The organism is Sphingomonas sp. PAMC 26617, from assembly GCF_000242835.1.
GTDB lineage: Bacteria > Pseudomonadota > Alphaproteobacteria > Sphingomonadales > Sphingomonadaceae > Sphingomonas.
On the sequence record NZ_JH594425.1, the window covers coordinates 1,248,150 to 1,263,299 of the forward strand.

Sequence of the window (15,150 nt, forward strand, 5' to 3'; positions counted from 1 at the left end):
GTCAACGCTTCGTCGGCGCAAGCGGTGCGAGGGCTGCGAACAATGCCGCGTCATCGGGGGTGGCAGCGGTGACGATCGCACGCCAGCCAACGCCTGCCGCCGCCGCGATCGCCGGGCTGAACGCGGCCAGCGCGATCGTCGCACGAGTCTCGGCGGCGTCGACCAGCGCCGCGATCCGTTTCGCCGCGCGCGCCGAGTGGAGCAGCGCGACGCCGTGGTCGAGCACCGCCAGCGCGAACGGTTCGACCGGCACGGCGGCGCTGCGATACACCGGGATCAGCGTCGCGATCACGCCGCCCGCCTCGAGCGTTCGATCATGCCCGGTCAGGTGCAGCGCGCGCGCGATGCCGTGGTGCGCCGCGAGCGCGAGGATGTCGGCGGCATTGCCGCTCCCCGTCGCCATGACGTCAAACCCGTAGTCGCGCGCGGCCGCCGCGGTATGCGCGCCGACCGCGATCACTGGCAGGCTTCGCAATGCCGCGAGCCCATCGCCGCCGAAGCGCAGGCTGTTCGCGCTGGTCAGGATCAGCGCGTCGTGCGGGGCGGTGTCGGGTACGGTCCAGTCGAGCGGCTCGACCGCGAACAGGGGAAGCGCCATCGCTTCGAACCCGGCTGCTTCTGCGCGCGCGCAGGTCGCGGCGTTGCCGGGTTCGGGCCGGAGCACGACCAGCCGCAGCGTCATCCCGCAAACAGCGCGCGGACCGGCGGCGGCGCGCGGTCGAGCAGGTCCTGCGCCAGTCGTGTGGCGAGCGTCGGATCATCGACCGCGCCGGTCAGGCTGCCCACGACATGCGCGCTGCCATCCTCGGCGAACAGTTCGCCGCGCAGCGTCACCGTCTCGCCGTCGAGCGTCGCGAGGGCGGCGACCGGCGAGTGGCAATCCGCCTGCAACACCGCGAGCAACGCGCGCTCGATCAGCACGCAGCGGTGCGTCGGCGGGTGATCGATTGCGGAGAGCAGCGCGCGGACGCGGTCGTCGGCGGTGCGCGCCTCGATCCCGACCGCGCCTTGCGCCGGGGCGGGGAGCATCACCTCGGTCGGGATACAGCTCCCGACCTCGACTCGCCCGAGCCGTTCGAGCCCGGCGGCGGCGAGCAGCGTCGCATCGACCTCGCCCGCGGTCACCTTGGCGAGCCGCGTATCGACGTTGCCGCGCAGCAGGATCGTGACGAGATCGGGGCGCAACCGCTTGACCTGCGCGACCCGGCGCGGCGAACTCGTGCCGATGATAGCACCCTCGCGCAACGCGACGACGCTGTCCGCGCCGATGATCCGGTCGCGCACGTCGGCGCGCGGCAGCATCGCCGCGATGCTGATCGCCTCGGGGCGGACGGTCTCGACATCCTTCATCGAATGGACCGCGAAATCGATTTCCCCCGCCAGAAGCGCGCGGTCGAGTTCCTTGGTCCACAGGGCCTTGCCGCCGATCTCGGCGAGCGCGACGTCCTGTCGCCGGTCGCCGGTGGTGCGGATCGGGACGATCTCGACCCTGTCGCGGTCCCAGCCGTGCGCGGCGCACAACGCCTCGCGCACCATATTGGCCTGGACGAGCGCGAGCGGTGAGCCGCGGGTTCCCAGCTTGAGCGATTGTGTCACGCATGCTCCCTTCGTCGCCAGTCATGACGAACCGGCTCGCCTTCGACAAGTGGCGGGCGGCGCGGTAGGGATGGCGCATGGCACTCATTCTCGGTCTCGAATCCAGCTGCGACGAAACCGCCGCCGCGCTCGTCACGTCGGATCGTCAGGTCCTGGCGCATCGGCTCGCGGGGCAGGAGGCGGCGCATCGCCCGTATGGCGGCGTCGTTCCCGAAATCGCGGCGCGCGCGCATGTCGAGGTGCTCGCCCCGCTGATCGAGGCGGCGCTCGCGGATGCGGGCGTCACGCTCGCCGAGGTCGACGCGATCGCCGCGACTGCGGGGCCGGGGCTGATCGGCGGCGTGATGGTCGGGCTGGTAACGGGCAAGGCGCTCGCGCATGCCGCGGGCAAGCCGTTGATCGCGGTCAATCATCTCGAAGGCCATGCGCTCAGCCCGCGCCTGTCCGATCCGGATCTCGATTTTCCGTATCTGCTGCTGCTGGTGTCCGGCGGGCATTGCCAGTTGCTGCTGGTCGAGGGAGTGAACCGCTATCGGCGGCTCGCGACGACGATCGACGATGCCGCGGGCGAGGCGTTCGACAAGACCGCCAAAGTTTTGGGGCTCGGCTTTCCGGGTGGCCCGGCGGTCGAGGTCGCCGCGCGCGCCGGTCGTCCGATCGTCCCGCTGCCGCGGCCGCTGAAGGGGTCGCCCGAGCCGCACTTCTCGTTCGCGGGTCTCAAGAGCGCGGTCGTGCGCGCGCAGGCGGCGGGGATCTGGTCGGTCGAGGATATCGCCGCGTCATTCCAGCAGGCGGTGGTCGATTGCCTGCTCGACCGCACGGTGCGCGCGCTGGGGCAGGCGCATCATGCGACCGCGCTGGTGGTCGCGGGCGGGGTCGCCGCGAATGGTGCGGTGCGGTCCGCGCTGTCCGATCTGGCGGGGGCGAACGGGTTGCGCTTTGTGGCACCCCCCTTGTGGCTGTGTACCGACAACGCCGCGATGATCGGCTGGGCCGGGGCGGAACGCTTCGCTGCAGGGCTGACCGATCCGCTCGATGTCGCCGCGCGGCCGCGCTGGCCGCTCGATCCGGGCGCGGAAGCGGTGCGTGGCGCGGGAGTGAAGGCATGAAGATCGGGGTCATCGGCGGCGGCGCCTGGGGCACCGCGCTCGCGCAGGTCGCGGCGCGCGGCGGCGAAGAGGTCCTGCTGTGGGCGCGCGAGGCGGATGTCGTCGCGGGGGTGAACGCAACTCACCAGAATGCGCGCTTCCTGCCCGGGATCACGCTGCCCGAAACGATTGTCGCGACCGGGTCGCTCGGAGCCTTGTCGGTCTGCGACGCGCTGCTCGTCGTCGTCCCCGCGCAGCATGTCCGCGCGGTGCTCGCCGAGACCGCAGTCGGGGCGACCCCGCTGGTGCTGTGCGCCAAGGGGATCGAGGCGGGAACGCAAATGCTGGTCGGCGAGGTCGCGCAGCAGGTCCACCCCGCCGCGCCGATCGCGGTGCTGTCGGGGCCCACCTTCGCGCATGAAGTCGCTGCCGGGCAACCGACCGCGGTCACGCTGGCATGCGCGGACGAGGCGCTCGGGGCGGCGCTGGCGGATCGGCTCGCGGGGCCGGCGCTGCGGCCGTATGCGACCACCGACGTGACGGGTGCGGAGATCGGCGGCGCGGTCAAGAACGTGCTCGCGATCGCGTGTGGCGTGGTCGAGGGTGCGGGGCTCGGGCAGAATGCGCGCGCCGCGCTGATCGCGCGCGGCTTTGCCGAGATGGTGCGGTTCGGGCTGGCGCGCGGCGCGCAGGCGGAGACGTTGAGCGGCCTGTCGGGGCTGGGTGATCTGGTGCTGACCTGTTCGTCGACCGCGTCGCGCAATTTTTCGCTCGGCGTCGGGCTCGGGCAGGGGCGGCGCGCGCAGGATTTGCTCGCGGACCGCGTGACGGTGGCGGAAGGCGCGGCGACCGCGCCGGTGCTGCGCGCAGCGGCGGCGGCGATCGGGGTCGAGATGCCGGTGGTCGCGGCGGTCTGTGCCTTGCTGGAAGGCGCAGAAGTGGGCGCGGTAATCGAGGCGCTGCTCGCGCGGCCATTGCGGCGCGAGGCGCGCTAGGGACGCCAATGCTCCGGCGAACGTCGCCGGGAGCACCCTTGCTCCGTCACCCCGGGCTTGTCCCGAGGTCCACCGTGCAGCTGTCGCAACGGCGTAATAGCGTAAACCACGGTGGACCCCGGGGTGACGGGGCGTTTCGTACAGGGCTCGCGCGCCGGCGTGACGTCCGCCCCTCAGAAATCGATCGCGATGCCCTTCAGCTCCCAGTCGCCATAACGCGTCGGATCGAGCCCGAGATGGTCGCGCGCATCGCGGTCAGCGGGCTTGGGGTCGGGCGCGGGGACCGGCGTATTCTTGCTGAGATAGGCAGGTGGCTTCACATGCGGCGGACGAGCGGCCATGAGGGACTTCCTTGCAGACGCATGAGATAAGGCGTCCCCCGTCAATTGGCGGTCCTTTGCGTAGAGTTCAAGCCCGTGACCTTGCCACCCCCCCGCCGTTACATGCCCCGTCCAGAGCCCGTCGAGGCCCCCGGCGTGCCTGCACGCCGCGCCGCGCTCCGGATGCTCGACGCGGTGCTGCGCCAGGGTCTGCCGCTCGAAGCCGCGATCGGTCGCGCCACCGCGGGGATCGACCGCGCCGATGACCGCGCGCTCGCGCATGCGATCGCGGCGGAAGTGCTGCGGCGGCTGCCCGATCTGGATGCGCTGATCGACTCGGCGACCAAGACGCGGCTGCCCGATGATTCGAAGGCGCGCTTCGCGCTCCGCATCGCGCTGGTGCAGGCGCTGTCGCTCGGCACGCCGTCGCATGCCGCGATCGCGACCGTGCTGCCGCTGGTCGACGGCGGCCCGCGCAAGCTCGTCCACGGCGTGTTCGGGACGCTCTCGCGGGGCGGCGACCAGCTCCCCGAATTGCCGACGCTGCCCGATGCGGTCGCGCTGCGCTGGCATGCTGCGTGGGGCGACGACGGCATCCACGCTGCCGAGGAAGCGATGGCAGCCCCTCCGCCGCTCGACCTGACGCTCGCCGGCTGGGACGAAACCGCGCGGTTCGTCGAGGAACTGGGCGGCGTCTCGCTGCTGCCCGGGCATGTGCGGATCGATTCGGCGCATGTCCCCGAGCTTCCCGGCTTCGAGGAAGGTCGTTGGTGGGTGCAGGATATCGCCGCGTCGCTGCCCGCGCGCCTGCTTGGCAAGGGGACCGGCACCGCGCTCGACCTGTGCGCCGCGCCGGGCGGCAAGACGATGCAGCTCGCGAGCGCGGGCTGGCAGGTGACGTCGGTCGATGCGTCCGAAAGTCGTCTGGCGCGACTTCGCGACAATCTCGCGCGGACTGGCCTGACGGCGGAAATCGTCGAGGCGGACGTGCTCGAATGGGCACCACCCGCGCCGGTCGATGCGGTGCTGCTGGATGCGCCGTGCAGTGCGACCGGGATCTTCCGCCGGCACCCCGACGTGCTCCACCGCGTACGGCCGTCGCAAATAACCGATCTCGCGGCGTTGCAGACCAGTTTGCTGACGCGCGCGGCGGAATGGGTCAAGCCGGGCGGGACGCTCGTCTTCGCGACCTGCTCGCTCGAACCCGCCGAGGGCGAGAAGCAGCGCGAACGCTTCGCCGCGGCGCGGCCCGATTTCGCGCTGGTGCCGGTCGAAGTGGACGAACTCCCGGCGGGGATCGTGCCCGACGCCAAGGGGTGCGTGCGGACCTTGCCCGGAATGGTCAAGCCCGGCGGCAACGACGGCTTCTTCATCGCGCGCTGGCAGCGGCAGGGCTGAGCATCTCGCCGGGGAGCGTTGAGCGCTTGTCCCGTATCCCCGGCGTGCTACAGGCTTGGCGCATCATGTCCCAGCGCCCCGTCCGCATCGCCCCTTCCATCCTCTCGGCCGATTTCGCCAAGCTTGGCGAGGAGGTCCGCGCGATCGACGCCGCCGGCGCGGACTGGATTCATGTCGACGTGATGGACGGCCATTTCGTCCCCAACATCTCGATCGGGCCGGGCGTGGTGAAGGCGATCCGCCCGCACACCGCCAAGCCGCTCGACGTCCACCTGATGATCGCGCCGGTCGACGCGTATCTCGATGCGTTCGCGGAAGCGGGCGCCGACACGATCAGCATCCATGTCGAGGCGGGGCCGCACACGCATCGCAGTCTTCAGCACATCCGAAGCCTCGGCAAGCGCGCGGGCGTCGTGCTCACGCCGCAGACCCCGGCGAAGGCGCTCGATTATCTCCTCGATACGGTCGACCTGGTGCTGGTGATGAGCGTCAATCCCGGCTTCGGCGGGCAGGCGTTCATCGAAAGCTCGCTTCGCAAGATCGAGAGCATTCGCAAGATGATCGACCACGGCGGCTATGATATCGATCTCGAGGTCGATGGCGGGATCGACCATGGCACCGCGCCGCGCGCGATTGCGGCGGGCGCGGATGCGCTGGTCGCCGGCACCGCGACCTTCCGCGGCGGGCCCGATGCCTATGCCGCCAACATCGCCGGCCTCCGCCGCTAAATGCGCGATCGCTCGACCCCGGAGCTCGACGTGCCGTCAGGGCCGAAGGACGGGATCGACGAGGGCAAGCGGCTGATCCGCCTTGGTGGGGACAAGGGCCTGTCGCTCGCCGAACGGCTGTCGGAGCATTTCCACCGTTTGACGTGGCGCACCCCGATCCACGGGCTGCGGCTCAAGGGGCGGCATCCGCTCAAGCTGATCGCGGTGCCCGATGATCCGTTCCTCGGCGACGTCAAGCGGGGGCATGCGCTGCTCGAGGGGATGCTGACGTTTCGCGGCGAAGCGCACGACATCGAAACGCTCGATCTCGCCAAACCCGTCTTCTCGAAGGGGTTTGCGGACTATTTCCACAGCTTCGCGTGGTTGCGCGACCTGTCGACCGTCGCGACGCGCGCGCAGGCGACGCCGATTGCAGAACATCTGATGCGGTTGTGGCTCGCGCGGCATGCCGACACCGTCAGCGAACCCGCATGGCGCGCGGATCTGTGGGGCCGGCGCATCCTCGCGTGGACCGCGCATGCGCCGCTGATCCTGTCGTCGGCGGACCTGGTCTATCGCAGCCGTGTCCTCAACACGCTCGCGCGCGGTGCGCGGCATATCGACCGGAATGCGGAAAAGGCACCGCAGGGCGCGCCGCGCGTCGCTGCGCTGTGCGGGGTGGTCGCGGCGACCTTGCTGATTCCCGGCGGCGATCCACGCCAGTCCGCGGTCGAGGCTGCGCTGCTGCGCGGGCTCGAGGCGTCGATCTACGAGGATGGCGGCAACGTCGCGCGCTCGCCGGGCGCGCAGGTCGACCTCATCATGCTGCTGACCTGCCTGCGCGACGTCTACGACGCGCGCCGGTTGGAACCACCCGCGTTCCTCGCCGAGACGCTCGGCAAGCTGATGCCCGCGTTGCTCGGTATCTGCCATACCGATCGCGACCTCAGCAGCTGGCAGGGCTGCGCGCCTTATGGCGTCGCCCCGCTCGCGCAGGTGATCGAGGCGAGCGGGGTGCGAACGCGGCCGCTGCGCCAGGCGCGCGACTGGGGGTATCAGCGGCTGGCGGCGGGGTCGGCGGTGCTGATCCTCGACGGCGCGCCGCCGCCGGTCGCGCGGCTGGTCGAAGGCGGCTGCGCGTCGACGCTCGCGTTCGAGCTGTCCGACGGGCGCAACCGGATCATCGTCAATTGTGGTGGCGCACGCGCCGGAATCGCGCAGCTTCCCGCGGATCTGGCGGAAGGCCTGCGGACCACCGCCGCGCATTCGACGCTGGTCGTCGGGGACAGCAATTCGACCGCGATCCATGCCGACGGCACGCTCGGGCGTGGGGTCGCCGAGGTCGAGCTGGTGCGGCAGGAAAGCGAGGCGTCGAGCCGGATCGAGGCGAGCCACGACGGCTATGCCCGCCGCTTCGGGCTGATCCACCGCCGGCAACTGGTGATGACCAACGATGGCAAGGAACTGCGCGGAGAGGACGTGCTGCTCCCCGCGCCCAAGCGGCGCAAGGTCCAGCCGTCGACCTTCGCGATCCGCTTCCACCTCGGGCTTGGTATACAGCTCTCGCCGACCGCGGATGGCATGGCCGCGCTGTTGCGGTTGCCCGGCGGGGGGCTGTGGCAATTCCGCTGCCGGGGCGGGGCGCTCGCGTTCGAGGACAGCCTGTGGATCGACGCCGAGGGCCGTCCGCATGCGACGATGCAGCTCGTCGTGACGGGCGAGGCACCGGCGGGCGGCGCGAATGTCGGCTGGGTGCTCAAGCGCGCGCATTGAATTTCACGGCCCGAGCGGGCAGGGGGTGCGCGACATTTCGCCCCTCTTTCCCGCTGGAGCCTCCCCATGACCACCATCCCGATCCGCCGCGCGTTGCTGTCGGTGTCCGACAAGACGGGTATCGTCGATCTCGCGAAGGGGCTGGCGGAGCATGGCGTCGAGCTCGTCTCGACCGGGGGCACCGCCAAGGCGCTTCGCGATGCCGGGCTGGAGGTGCGCGACATTTCGGACCTGACCGGTTTCCCCGAGATGATGGACGGCCGCGTCAAGACGCTCCACCCGGTGGTCCACGGCGGGCTGCTCGCGGTGCGCGACGATGCGGCGCATGTCGCCTCGATGGAGGAGCACGGAATCGGCGCGATCGATCTGGTCGTGGTCAACCTCTATCCGTTCGAGGCGACCGTCGCCAAGGGTGCGGAGCGCGACGAGATCATCGAGAATATCGACATCGGCGGCCCGTCGATGGTGCGCTCGGCGGCCAAGAACCACGCGTTCGTCGCGATCGTCACCGATCCGGCGGATTATGCGCTGGTTGCGGGCGGGAGCACGACACTGGCGGATCGTCGCAAGTTCGCCGCCAAGGCCTATGCCGCGACCGCTGCCTATGACGGGATGATCGCGACGTGGTTCGGCCAGGTCGACCAGGGCGAAGCCTTCCCGGAGACGCTCGCGATCACGCTCCAGCGCGGCCAGTCGCTGCGCTACGGCGAGAACCCGCACCAGTCGGCGGCGTTCTACACCGCGGGCGGCACCGCACCCCGCGGGATCGGCCAGGCACGCCAGGTGCAGGGCAAGGACCTCAGCTACAACAACCTCAACGATGCGGACGCTGCGCTCGACCTGATCAGCGAATATCGGGATGCCGCGCCGACCTGCGTCATCGTCAAGCACGCCAACCCGTGCGGCGTTGCGACCGGCGAAACGCTCGAAGCGGCTTATGCTGCCGCCTTCGCCTGCGATACGGTGTCGGCGTTCGGCGGGGTCATCGCGCTCAACCGCACGCTCGACGGCGCGACCGCGCGCGCGATCGCGGGGATCTTCACCGAAGTGGTGGTTGCACCCGATGCGGATGAAGAGGCGCTCGCGATCTTCGCTGCCAAGAAGAACCTGCGCTTGCTGCTGACCGGCGAGCTGCCCGATCCGGCGCGCGCCGGGTTGCTGGCGAAGGCGATCACCGGCGGCTGGCTGGTGCAGAGCCGCGATGGTGAGTCCAACCCCGAGATGACGGTCGTCACCAAGCGCGCGCCGACCGAGCAGGAGCTCGCGGACTGCCGCTTCGCGTGGACGGTGGCCAAGCACGTCAAGTCGAACGCTATCGTCTATGCCAAGGGCGGCAGCACCGCCGGGATCGGCGCAGGCCAGATGAACCGGCTCGAGTCCGCGCGGATCGCGGCGTGGAAGGCGAAGGACGCCGCCGACAAGGCTGGCTGGGGCGAGCCGCGCACGATCGGCGCGGCGGTCGCGTCGGATGCGTTCTTCCCGTTCGCCGACGGCTTGCTGGCGGCGGTCGAGGCGGGCGCCACCGCGGTGATCCAGCCGGGCGGATCGATCCGCGACGACGAGGTGATCGCGGCGGCGGATGCGGCTGGCCTCGCGATGGTGTTCACCGGGGTGCGCCACTTCCGGCATTGATCGGGCGGGGTTCCTCCCCCGTTAACCCGTCATCTCCGCGCAGGCGGGGATGACGGGCTTGGGCGGCGATGCGCGCCCACTCCATCCGTGGCCTATCCCGCCACCGCCGGTTTCCGCCGGATCAACGCGCGGTCCTCGTCGCGGAACGCCCAGCGGTACAGCACGTACAGGTAGGCCGCCGCCATCAGCGGTTCGCCGATCGCGAGTTCGGCCCATTCGAACCGCTTGGGCAAGGCAGTGAACGCGCCCCCAACGACGCAGGTCGCGAGCACCGCCCACGCCATCGCCCAACGCCATCCCGCCACGGGGGCCTTGAGCAACCGCGACAGATAGGTCGACTTGATGATCGAGGTGATCGTCACCGATACGAACAACGCCACCGCCGGCCCCGCCGCCTGGAACGCGACCGGCCAGCCGACCGACTGCATCGCGAAGATCAGACCGAAGCTGAGCGCCACCTGGAACAGCAGCATGCCGATCGAGATCGCCATGTTCTGCAACCGCGCGATATAGACGAGCGCGGATTCGCACACCGCGCCGGTCGATGCGGCCGCCTCGGCGAACAGCAGGAACGCGAGCGCCGCGGTGCCCGAGACGAATTGCGGGCCGACCGTCCCCATCACCGCCTCACCCGGGATCGACCCCATCAGCGCAAGCCCCGTCTGCGCGGCGAGAATCCAGAAGCCGACCTGCCGCACCTGCGCCGCGATCGCCCCCATGTCGCTGCGGGCGAGGCTGGTCGTGATGACCGGGCCGAGGATCGGGTCGAAGCTCGTCTTGAGCTTGCCCGGGATCGACGCGACCTGTTGCGCCATCCAGTAGATGCCGACGATCCGCGGCTCGAACATCACGAACAGGATCGAACGGTCGACGTTGCGCGTGCCCCATTCGAGCGCGTCCGCGCCAGCCAAAGGCGCATTGCGGCGGATCAGTGCGATCGTCCGCCCCGGATGGAGCCGCCACCCGACCGGCGCGCCATAGCTTCGCCAGAACGGCACCAGCGATGCGACCAGCGCCGCGATCATCGACAGCATGTAGGCGATCACCAGCCCGTCATGCGGTGCGACCGGATACAGCACGCCCGCCGCGATCGAGATCGTCCACGGCTCGATCACCGCGCGCGCGGTGACGGTGGCCTTGACGTTGCGGCGATAGGCGAGCGCGGCGAGCGTGATGTCCGACCAGGCGGTGAAGACGATGATGCACGGCAACAGCCGTTCGAGCCCGGTCGGCGCGCTGCCGTGATACATCAGGTCGGGGACGAGCAGCAGGAACCCGCTCGCGAGGAAGGACGCGAGCGCCGCGACGACGAGGCAATCCCACACGATGTCGACATGCGGGCGATCCGAATCGCTGATCGCAAGCGCGAGGCCCCGCTTGAGCCCGAAGGTCGCGAGCAGGGCTGCCACCTCGACGAACAACACCGCGCGCGCGAAGGTGCCGAGCGTGTCAGGCCCGTACAACCGCCCGGCGATGAACAGGAACGGGATCCGCGCGACAAGGCGCATCAGGAAGCCGAGGATGTTGGTCCGGCCGCCTTTGGCCAGTGCGTTGATCTCGTCGTCCGTGCCCCCACGGTCGGTCGGTACGCCCCCCGTTACTGTCGTCAATGCGCGGCCCCCCAGCTCAGGCCGGTGCCGATCTCGATGCCGAGCGGCACGCTGAGCTGGACTGCGGGTTCGGCGGCGGTCGCCATCACGCGTTCGATCACGGGTTTCGCCGCGGCGACGTCGCCTTCGGGGAGTTCGAACACGAGTTCGTCATGCACCTGCAGCAGCATCCGCACATTGGGCAGCCCCGCCTCGAGCAGCGCCGGGCCCATTCGCACCATCGCGCGCTTGATGATGTCGGCGGAGGTGCCCTGGATCGGCGCGTTGATCGCGGCGCGCTCTGCTCCCTGGCGTTCGTGCTGGATCTTGGAGGAAATGCGCGGGAAGTGCGTCTTCCGCCCGAACAGGGTGGTGGTGTAGCCATTCGCACGGACCGTCTCAGTGGTTTGCGCGATATAGTTGCGGATGCCGGGGAAGCGATCGAAATAGCGGTCGATCATCGCCTGCGCCTCGTCCGCGGTGACGTCGAGCCGACCCGCCAGGCCCCAGCGGCTGATCCCGTAGAGGATTGCGAAGTTGATCGTCTTGGCGCGCCCGCGCGTGTCGCGGTTGACCTCGCCGAACAGCTCCTGCGCGGTCAGGCTGTGGATGTCAGCCCCGCTGGCGAACGCCTCACGCAGTTGCGGCACGTCCGCCATATGCGCCGCGAGCCGCAGTTCGATCTGCGAGTAATCGGCGGCGAGCAGGACGTTGCCGGGTTCCGCCACGAACGCGTCGCGGATCTGGCGGCCGATTTCGGTGCGGATCGGGATGTTCTGGAGGTTCGGGTCGGTCGACGACAGCCGCCCGGTCTGCGCGCCGGTCAGCGAGTAGGATGTGTGGACACGCCCCGTCGCGGGGTTGATCTGCGCCTGGAGCGCGTCGGTATAGGTTGACTTGAGCTTGGACAGCTGGCGCCATTCGAGCACCTTGGTCGCCATGTCCTTGCCGGGTGAGTCCTTGTCGGCGGCGATCCGCTCGAGCTCGGTCACGTCGGTCGAATAGACCCCGGACTTGCCCTTGCGCCCGCCCTTGATCCCCATCCGCTCGAACAGCACGTCGCCCAGTTGCTTGGGGCTCCCGATCGTGAACGCACCGCCCGCAAGCGCATGGATATCGACTTCGAGCGCGCCGATCTGCGTCGAGAATTCGCCCGATAGCTGCGCGAGCCGTTCGCGATCGACCTTGATCCCGTGGCGCTCCATCTGCGCGATGACCGGCGCGAGCGGGCGATCGACCATCTCGTACACGCGCGTCGCACCCTCGGCGGCGAGGCGCGGCTTGAACCGCCGCCACAGCCGCAGCGTCACGTCGGCATCCTCGGCGGCGTAGCGCGTCGCGGCGACCAGATCGACTTCGTTGAAGGTCCGCTGCGACTTGCCGACGCCGACCACGTCCTTGAACGCGATGCAGCTGTGCGACAGGTGCGTCGCGGCGAGCTCGTCCATGCTGTGGCCGTGGAGCCCTGCGTCGAGATCGAAGCTCATCAGGATCGTGTCGTCGAACGGCGCAACGCCGACGCCCAAGCGCCCGAGCACGATCATGTCGTACTTCAGGTTATGCCCGATCTTGAGCACCGACGGATCCTCGAACAGCGGCTTCAACTTCGCCAGCGCGACCTCGACCGTCAGCTGCTCGGGTTTTTCCGCGAACAGCCCGCTCCCGCCATGCGCGAGCGGGACGTAGCAGGCGAGGTTGGGATGGAGCGCCATGCTGATCCCGACGAGGTCGGCGCGAGTCGCGTCGATCCCGGTCGTCTCGGTGTCGATCGCGATCCAGCCCTGATGCCGCGCGAGCGTGATCCAGCGGTCGAGCGCGGCCTCGTCGACCACGGTCTCGTACGTGTCGTGGTCGCACGGCGGGTCCTGCTCGGTCGGCACCGCCTTGGGCGCGGGGACGGGGGCATCCGCGACCGCGGACAGCTTGGCGAGCAGCGAGCGGAACCCGTGATGTTCGAGGAACACGCGCAGCGGCGCATCTGGGATGCCCTTGAGTTCGAGATCCTCGAGCGGCTCGGGCAAAGCGACGTCGCATTTGAGCGTCACCAGCTCCTTCGACAGCCGCGCCATGTCGGCATGTTCGATCAGATTGTCGCGCAGCTTGCCCTTCTTCATCCCCTCGGCGGCGGCGAGCACCGATTCGAGGTCGCCATGTTCGAGGATCAATTTCGCGGCGGTCTTGGGGCCGACGCCGGGAACGCCCGGCACGTTGTCGACGCTGTCGCCCATCAGCGCGAGCACGTCGCCGAGTTGCGCGGGCGTGATGCCGTGGAATTTCTCCGCGACATGCTCCGCGCCGAGGCGACGGTTGTTCATCGTGTCGTACATGTCGAGCCCGGGCTCGATCAGCTGCATCAGATCCTTGTCCGACGACACGATCGTGACCGCCCACCCCTGCGCCAAGGCTGCGCGCGAATAGCAGGCGATGATGTCGTCGGCTTCCAATCCCTCGGTCTCGATGCACGGCAGCGAGAAGGCGCGCGTCGCATCGCGGATCATCGGGAACTGGGGTACGAGATCCTCGGGCGGCGGCGGGCGGTGCGCCTTGTATTGATCGTACAGGTCGTTGCGGAAGGTCTTGGACGACTTGTCGAGGATGACGGCCATATGCGTCGGGCCGTCGGCGGCGTGCACCTCGTCCGCGAGCTTCCACAGCATCGTGGTATAGCCATAGACCGCGCCGACCGGCTCGCCATGCTTGTTGGTGAGCGGGGGGAGGCGGTGATAGGCGCGGAAGATATATCCCGAGCCATCGACAAGATAGAGATGCGGCATCGTGCGGCGATAGCAGCGCCCGCGCCTTAGCAGAAGCCCGCTTTGCGTTCAGCCGTTCGGGCGGCTGGCGCTCCGGCGATTGGTATCGGCGGAGACCGTGCTCGCATGCGTCGCGACGACGCTCGACACGACCGCCTGCATCAATTGCTGCCGCGCCGGGATCGGGCGGAGCGTGTCGCCGATCATCACCGCGATCGCATAGGTGCGGCCATCGGGCGCGATCAGCAGGCCGACATCGTTATAGCCAGCGGTCCGCCCCGCGTAGTCCTGTCCGGTCCCGGTCTTGTGGCCGAACGTCCAGCCCGGCGGCACCGCGCCGCGCAGCCGCATCTTGCCGGTGTGCGAGGATTGCATCGTGCCGATCAGATAGGAGGTGGACGGGGCCGACAGGATTTCGCCGCGCTTGAGCCGCGCGAGCGCGGTCGCGATCGCGGCGGGCGCGGCACCGTCGAGCGGAGCGGCGACATAGCGGTTGAACGCGGCAAGGCGCTCGGCGCGGGTCAGCGCGTTGCGCGCGCGGTTGAAGCCGTCGTTGAACGCGTAGGACGGCTGCCACGTCAGCCCGGCGGTGGTCGCCTGCAACATCCGCTCGCCCGGGCCGAAGCCGATCGCGCCCAATCCCTTGCGCGCGATGAAGCCGCGCACCGCGGTCGGCCCGCCGACGAGGCGGAGCAGGCGATCGTTGGCGGTATTGTCGCTCATCGTCAGCGCGCGCTGGAGCAGCTCGCCGACGGTGGTGCGATAGCCGGTGTCGCCACGGATCAGCCCGGCGATCGGCTGGTGGAACAGCGTGATGTCGTCGCGGGTCAGCGTGATCGGATCGTCGAGCCGGAGCTTGCCGGCATCGCGCGCGGCGAGCACCGTCATCGCGACCCACAATTTGCTGACGCTTTGCTGCGGCAGGCGCTGGCTCCCGCCCGCATTGATCATCCAGCCATCGTCGACGCTGCGCACTGCGACCCCGACCTTGCCGTTGAAGCTGCGCACCAGCTGCGTGATCGTTGCGGTCAGCATCGGCGGCTGCGGCAGGACGCGGTGACCGACCGGTGCCGGCCCCGAGCGCGGCGGGATCGCGACGACCAGCGGCGCCTGCGTCTGCGCGCCACGCGCGCCCTGGAGCCGCGCGCCATAACCGCAGGCGCACAGCGCGGAGACGAGCAGCAGGGTGGCTGCGGGCTTCATGAGGTGCAGAGGTAGAATATGCGCAACCACCGAATTTGTTTCCCGCCCGGCATCATGCCCTGAACCCTCGCGATAGGGCCAGATCTGGTTTGAGAA

12 protein-coding genes are annotated in these 15,150 nt (G+C 69.6%); 6 read left to right on the top strand and 6 right to left on the bottom strand.

What is annotated here, in order from left to right; translation table 11 throughout:
• Nucleotide 1: 1 nt before the first annotated feature.
• Both RH91_RS05465 and hemC read right to left on the bottom strand, forming a co-directional pair.
• On the bottom strand, nt 2–682 hold the full coding sequence (locus tag RH91_RS05465) for a uroporphyrinogen-III synthase (protein WP_010161582.1): 681 nt from the start codon (nt 680–682) through the stop codon (nt 2–4).
• Nucleotides 679–1,596, bottom strand: coding sequence for a hydroxymethylbilane synthase (gene hemC, locus RH91_RS05470; RefSeq protein ID WP_010161583.1), 918 nt, complete (start codon nt 1,594–1,596; stop codon nt 679–681). The genes RH91_RS05465 and hemC overlap by 4 nt, the downstream gene beginning before the upstream one ends.
• Nucleotides 1,597–1,673: 77 nt before the next feature.
• On the opposite strand from hemC, the gene tsaD reads away from it, so the two are divergent.
• Both tsaD and RH91_RS05480 read left to right on the top strand, forming a co-directional pair.
• Nucleotides 1,674–2,705, top strand: a complete 1,032-nt coding sequence (gene tsaD, locus RH91_RS05475; RefSeq protein ID WP_010161584.1) for a tRNA (adenosine(37)-N6)-threonylcarbamoyltransferase complex transferase subunit TsaD — start codon at nt 1,674–1,676, stop codon at nt 2,703–2,705.
• Nucleotides 2,702–3,679, top strand: a complete 978-nt coding sequence (locus tag RH91_RS05480; RefSeq protein ID WP_010161585.1) for an NAD(P)H-dependent glycerol-3-phosphate dehydrogenase — start codon at nt 2,702–2,704, stop codon at nt 3,677–3,679. Before tsaD ends, RH91_RS05480 begins: the two co-directional genes overlap by 4 nt.
• A 173-nt stretch (nt 3,680–3,852) precedes the next feature.
• Here RH91_RS05480 and RH91_RS21440 read toward each other — a convergent pair whose 3' ends face one another.
• Nucleotides 3,853–4,020: a DUF1674 domain-containing protein gene (locus RH91_RS21440; RefSeq protein WP_010161587.1), complete on the bottom strand. Its 168-nt coding sequence runs from the start codon at nt 4,018–4,020 to the stop codon at nt 3,853–3,855.
• A 102-nt stretch (nt 4,021–4,122) separates the two neighbouring features.
• Here RH91_RS21440 and RH91_RS05485 point away from each other — a divergent pair, with 102 nt between their 5' ends.
• The 4 genes from RH91_RS05485 (at nt 4,123) to purH (ending at nt 9,509) form a co-directional block, all read left to right on the top strand.
• Complete coding sequence (locus RH91_RS05485) at nt 4,123–5,397, top strand: RsmB/NOP family class I SAM-dependent RNA methyltransferase (protein WP_029623632.1); 1,275 nt, start codon at nt 4,123–4,125, stop codon at nt 5,395–5,397.
• A gap of 65 nt (nt 5,398–5,462) precedes the next feature.
• Complete coding sequence (gene rpe / locus RH91_RS05490; RefSeq protein ID WP_010161589.1) at nt 5,463–6,125, top strand: ribulose-phosphate 3-epimerase; 663 nt, start codon at nt 5,463–5,465, stop codon at nt 6,123–6,125.
• Complete coding sequence (locus RH91_RS05495) at nt 6,126–7,877, top strand: heparinase II/III family protein (RefSeq protein WP_010161590.1); 1,752 nt, start codon at nt 6,126–6,128, stop codon at nt 7,875–7,877.
• 66 nt (nt 7,878–7,943) lie between these two features.
• Entirely contained in the window at nt 7,944–9,509 is a 1,566-nt protein-coding gene (gene purH / locus RH91_RS05500) for a bifunctional phosphoribosylaminoimidazolecarboxamide formyltransferase/IMP cyclohydrolase (protein ID WP_010161591.1), read from the top strand.
• A 92-nt stretch (nt 9,510–9,601) separates the two neighbouring features.
• On the opposite strand, the gene RH91_RS05505 is transcribed toward purH, so the two are convergent.
• From RH91_RS05505 to RH91_RS05515, 3 genes are read right to left on the bottom strand one after another with little or no spacing between them, the layout of a single operon-like run.
• Nucleotides 9,602–11,119 (bottom strand): oligosaccharide flippase family protein, encoded by a 1,518-nt coding sequence (locus RH91_RS05505; RefSeq protein WP_010161592.1) that lies wholly within the window; start codon nt 11,117–11,119, stop codon nt 9,602–9,604.
• Nucleotides 11,116–13,872, bottom strand: a complete 2,757-nt coding sequence (polA, locus tag RH91_RS05510; protein WP_010161593.1) for a DNA polymerase I — start codon at nt 13,870–13,872, stop codon at nt 11,116–11,118. Before polA ends, RH91_RS05505 begins: the two co-directional genes overlap by 4 nt.
• Before the next feature lie 48 nt (nt 13,873–13,920).
• The gene (locus tag RH91_RS05515) at nt 13,921–15,054 is read right to left on the bottom strand and encodes a serine hydrolase (RefSeq protein WP_010161595.1); all 1,134 of its coding nucleotides are present in this window, start codon (nt 15,052–15,054) and stop codon (nt 13,921–13,923) included.
• Nucleotides 15,055–15,150: the final 96 nt, after the last annotated feature.

Coding starts and splice junctions, on each gene's coding strand:
- RH91_RS05480 (WP_010161585.1), top strand. CDS start 2,702: ATGAAGATCGGGGTCATCGGCGGCGGCGCCTGGGGCACCGCGCTCGCG.
- polA (WP_010161593.1), bottom strand. CDS start 13,872: ATGCCGCATCTCTATCTTGTCGATGGCTCGGGATATATCTTCCGCGCC.
- purH (WP_010161591.1), top strand. CDS start 7,944: ATGACCACCATCCCGATCCGCCGCGCGTTGCTGTCGGTGTCCGACAAG.
- RH91_RS05495 (WP_010161590.1), top strand. CDS start 6,126: ATGCGCGATCGCTCGACCCCGGAGCTCGACGTGCCGTCAGGGCCGAAG.
- RH91_RS05515 (WP_010161595.1), bottom strand. CDS start 15,054: ATGAAGCCCGCAGCCACCCTGCTGCTCGTCTCCGCGCTGTGCGCCTGC.
- tsaD (WP_010161584.1), top strand. CDS start 1,674: ATGGCACTCATTCTCGGTCTCGAATCCAGCTGCGACGAAACCGCCGCC.
- RH91_RS05465 (WP_010161582.1), bottom strand. CDS start 682: ATGACGCTGCGGCTGGTCGTGCTCCGGCCCGAACCCGGCAACGCCGCG.
- rpe (WP_010161589.1), top strand. CDS start 5,463: ATGTCCCAGCGCCCCGTCCGCATCGCCCCTTCCATCCTCTCGGCCGAT.
- RH91_RS05485 (WP_029623632.1), top strand. CDS start 4,123: ATGCCCCGTCCAGAGCCCGTCGAGGCCCCCGGCGTGCCTGCACGCCGC.
- RH91_RS21440 (WP_010161587.1), bottom strand. CDS start 4,020: ATGGCCGCTCGTCCGCCGCATGTGAAGCCACCTGCCTATCTCAGCAAG.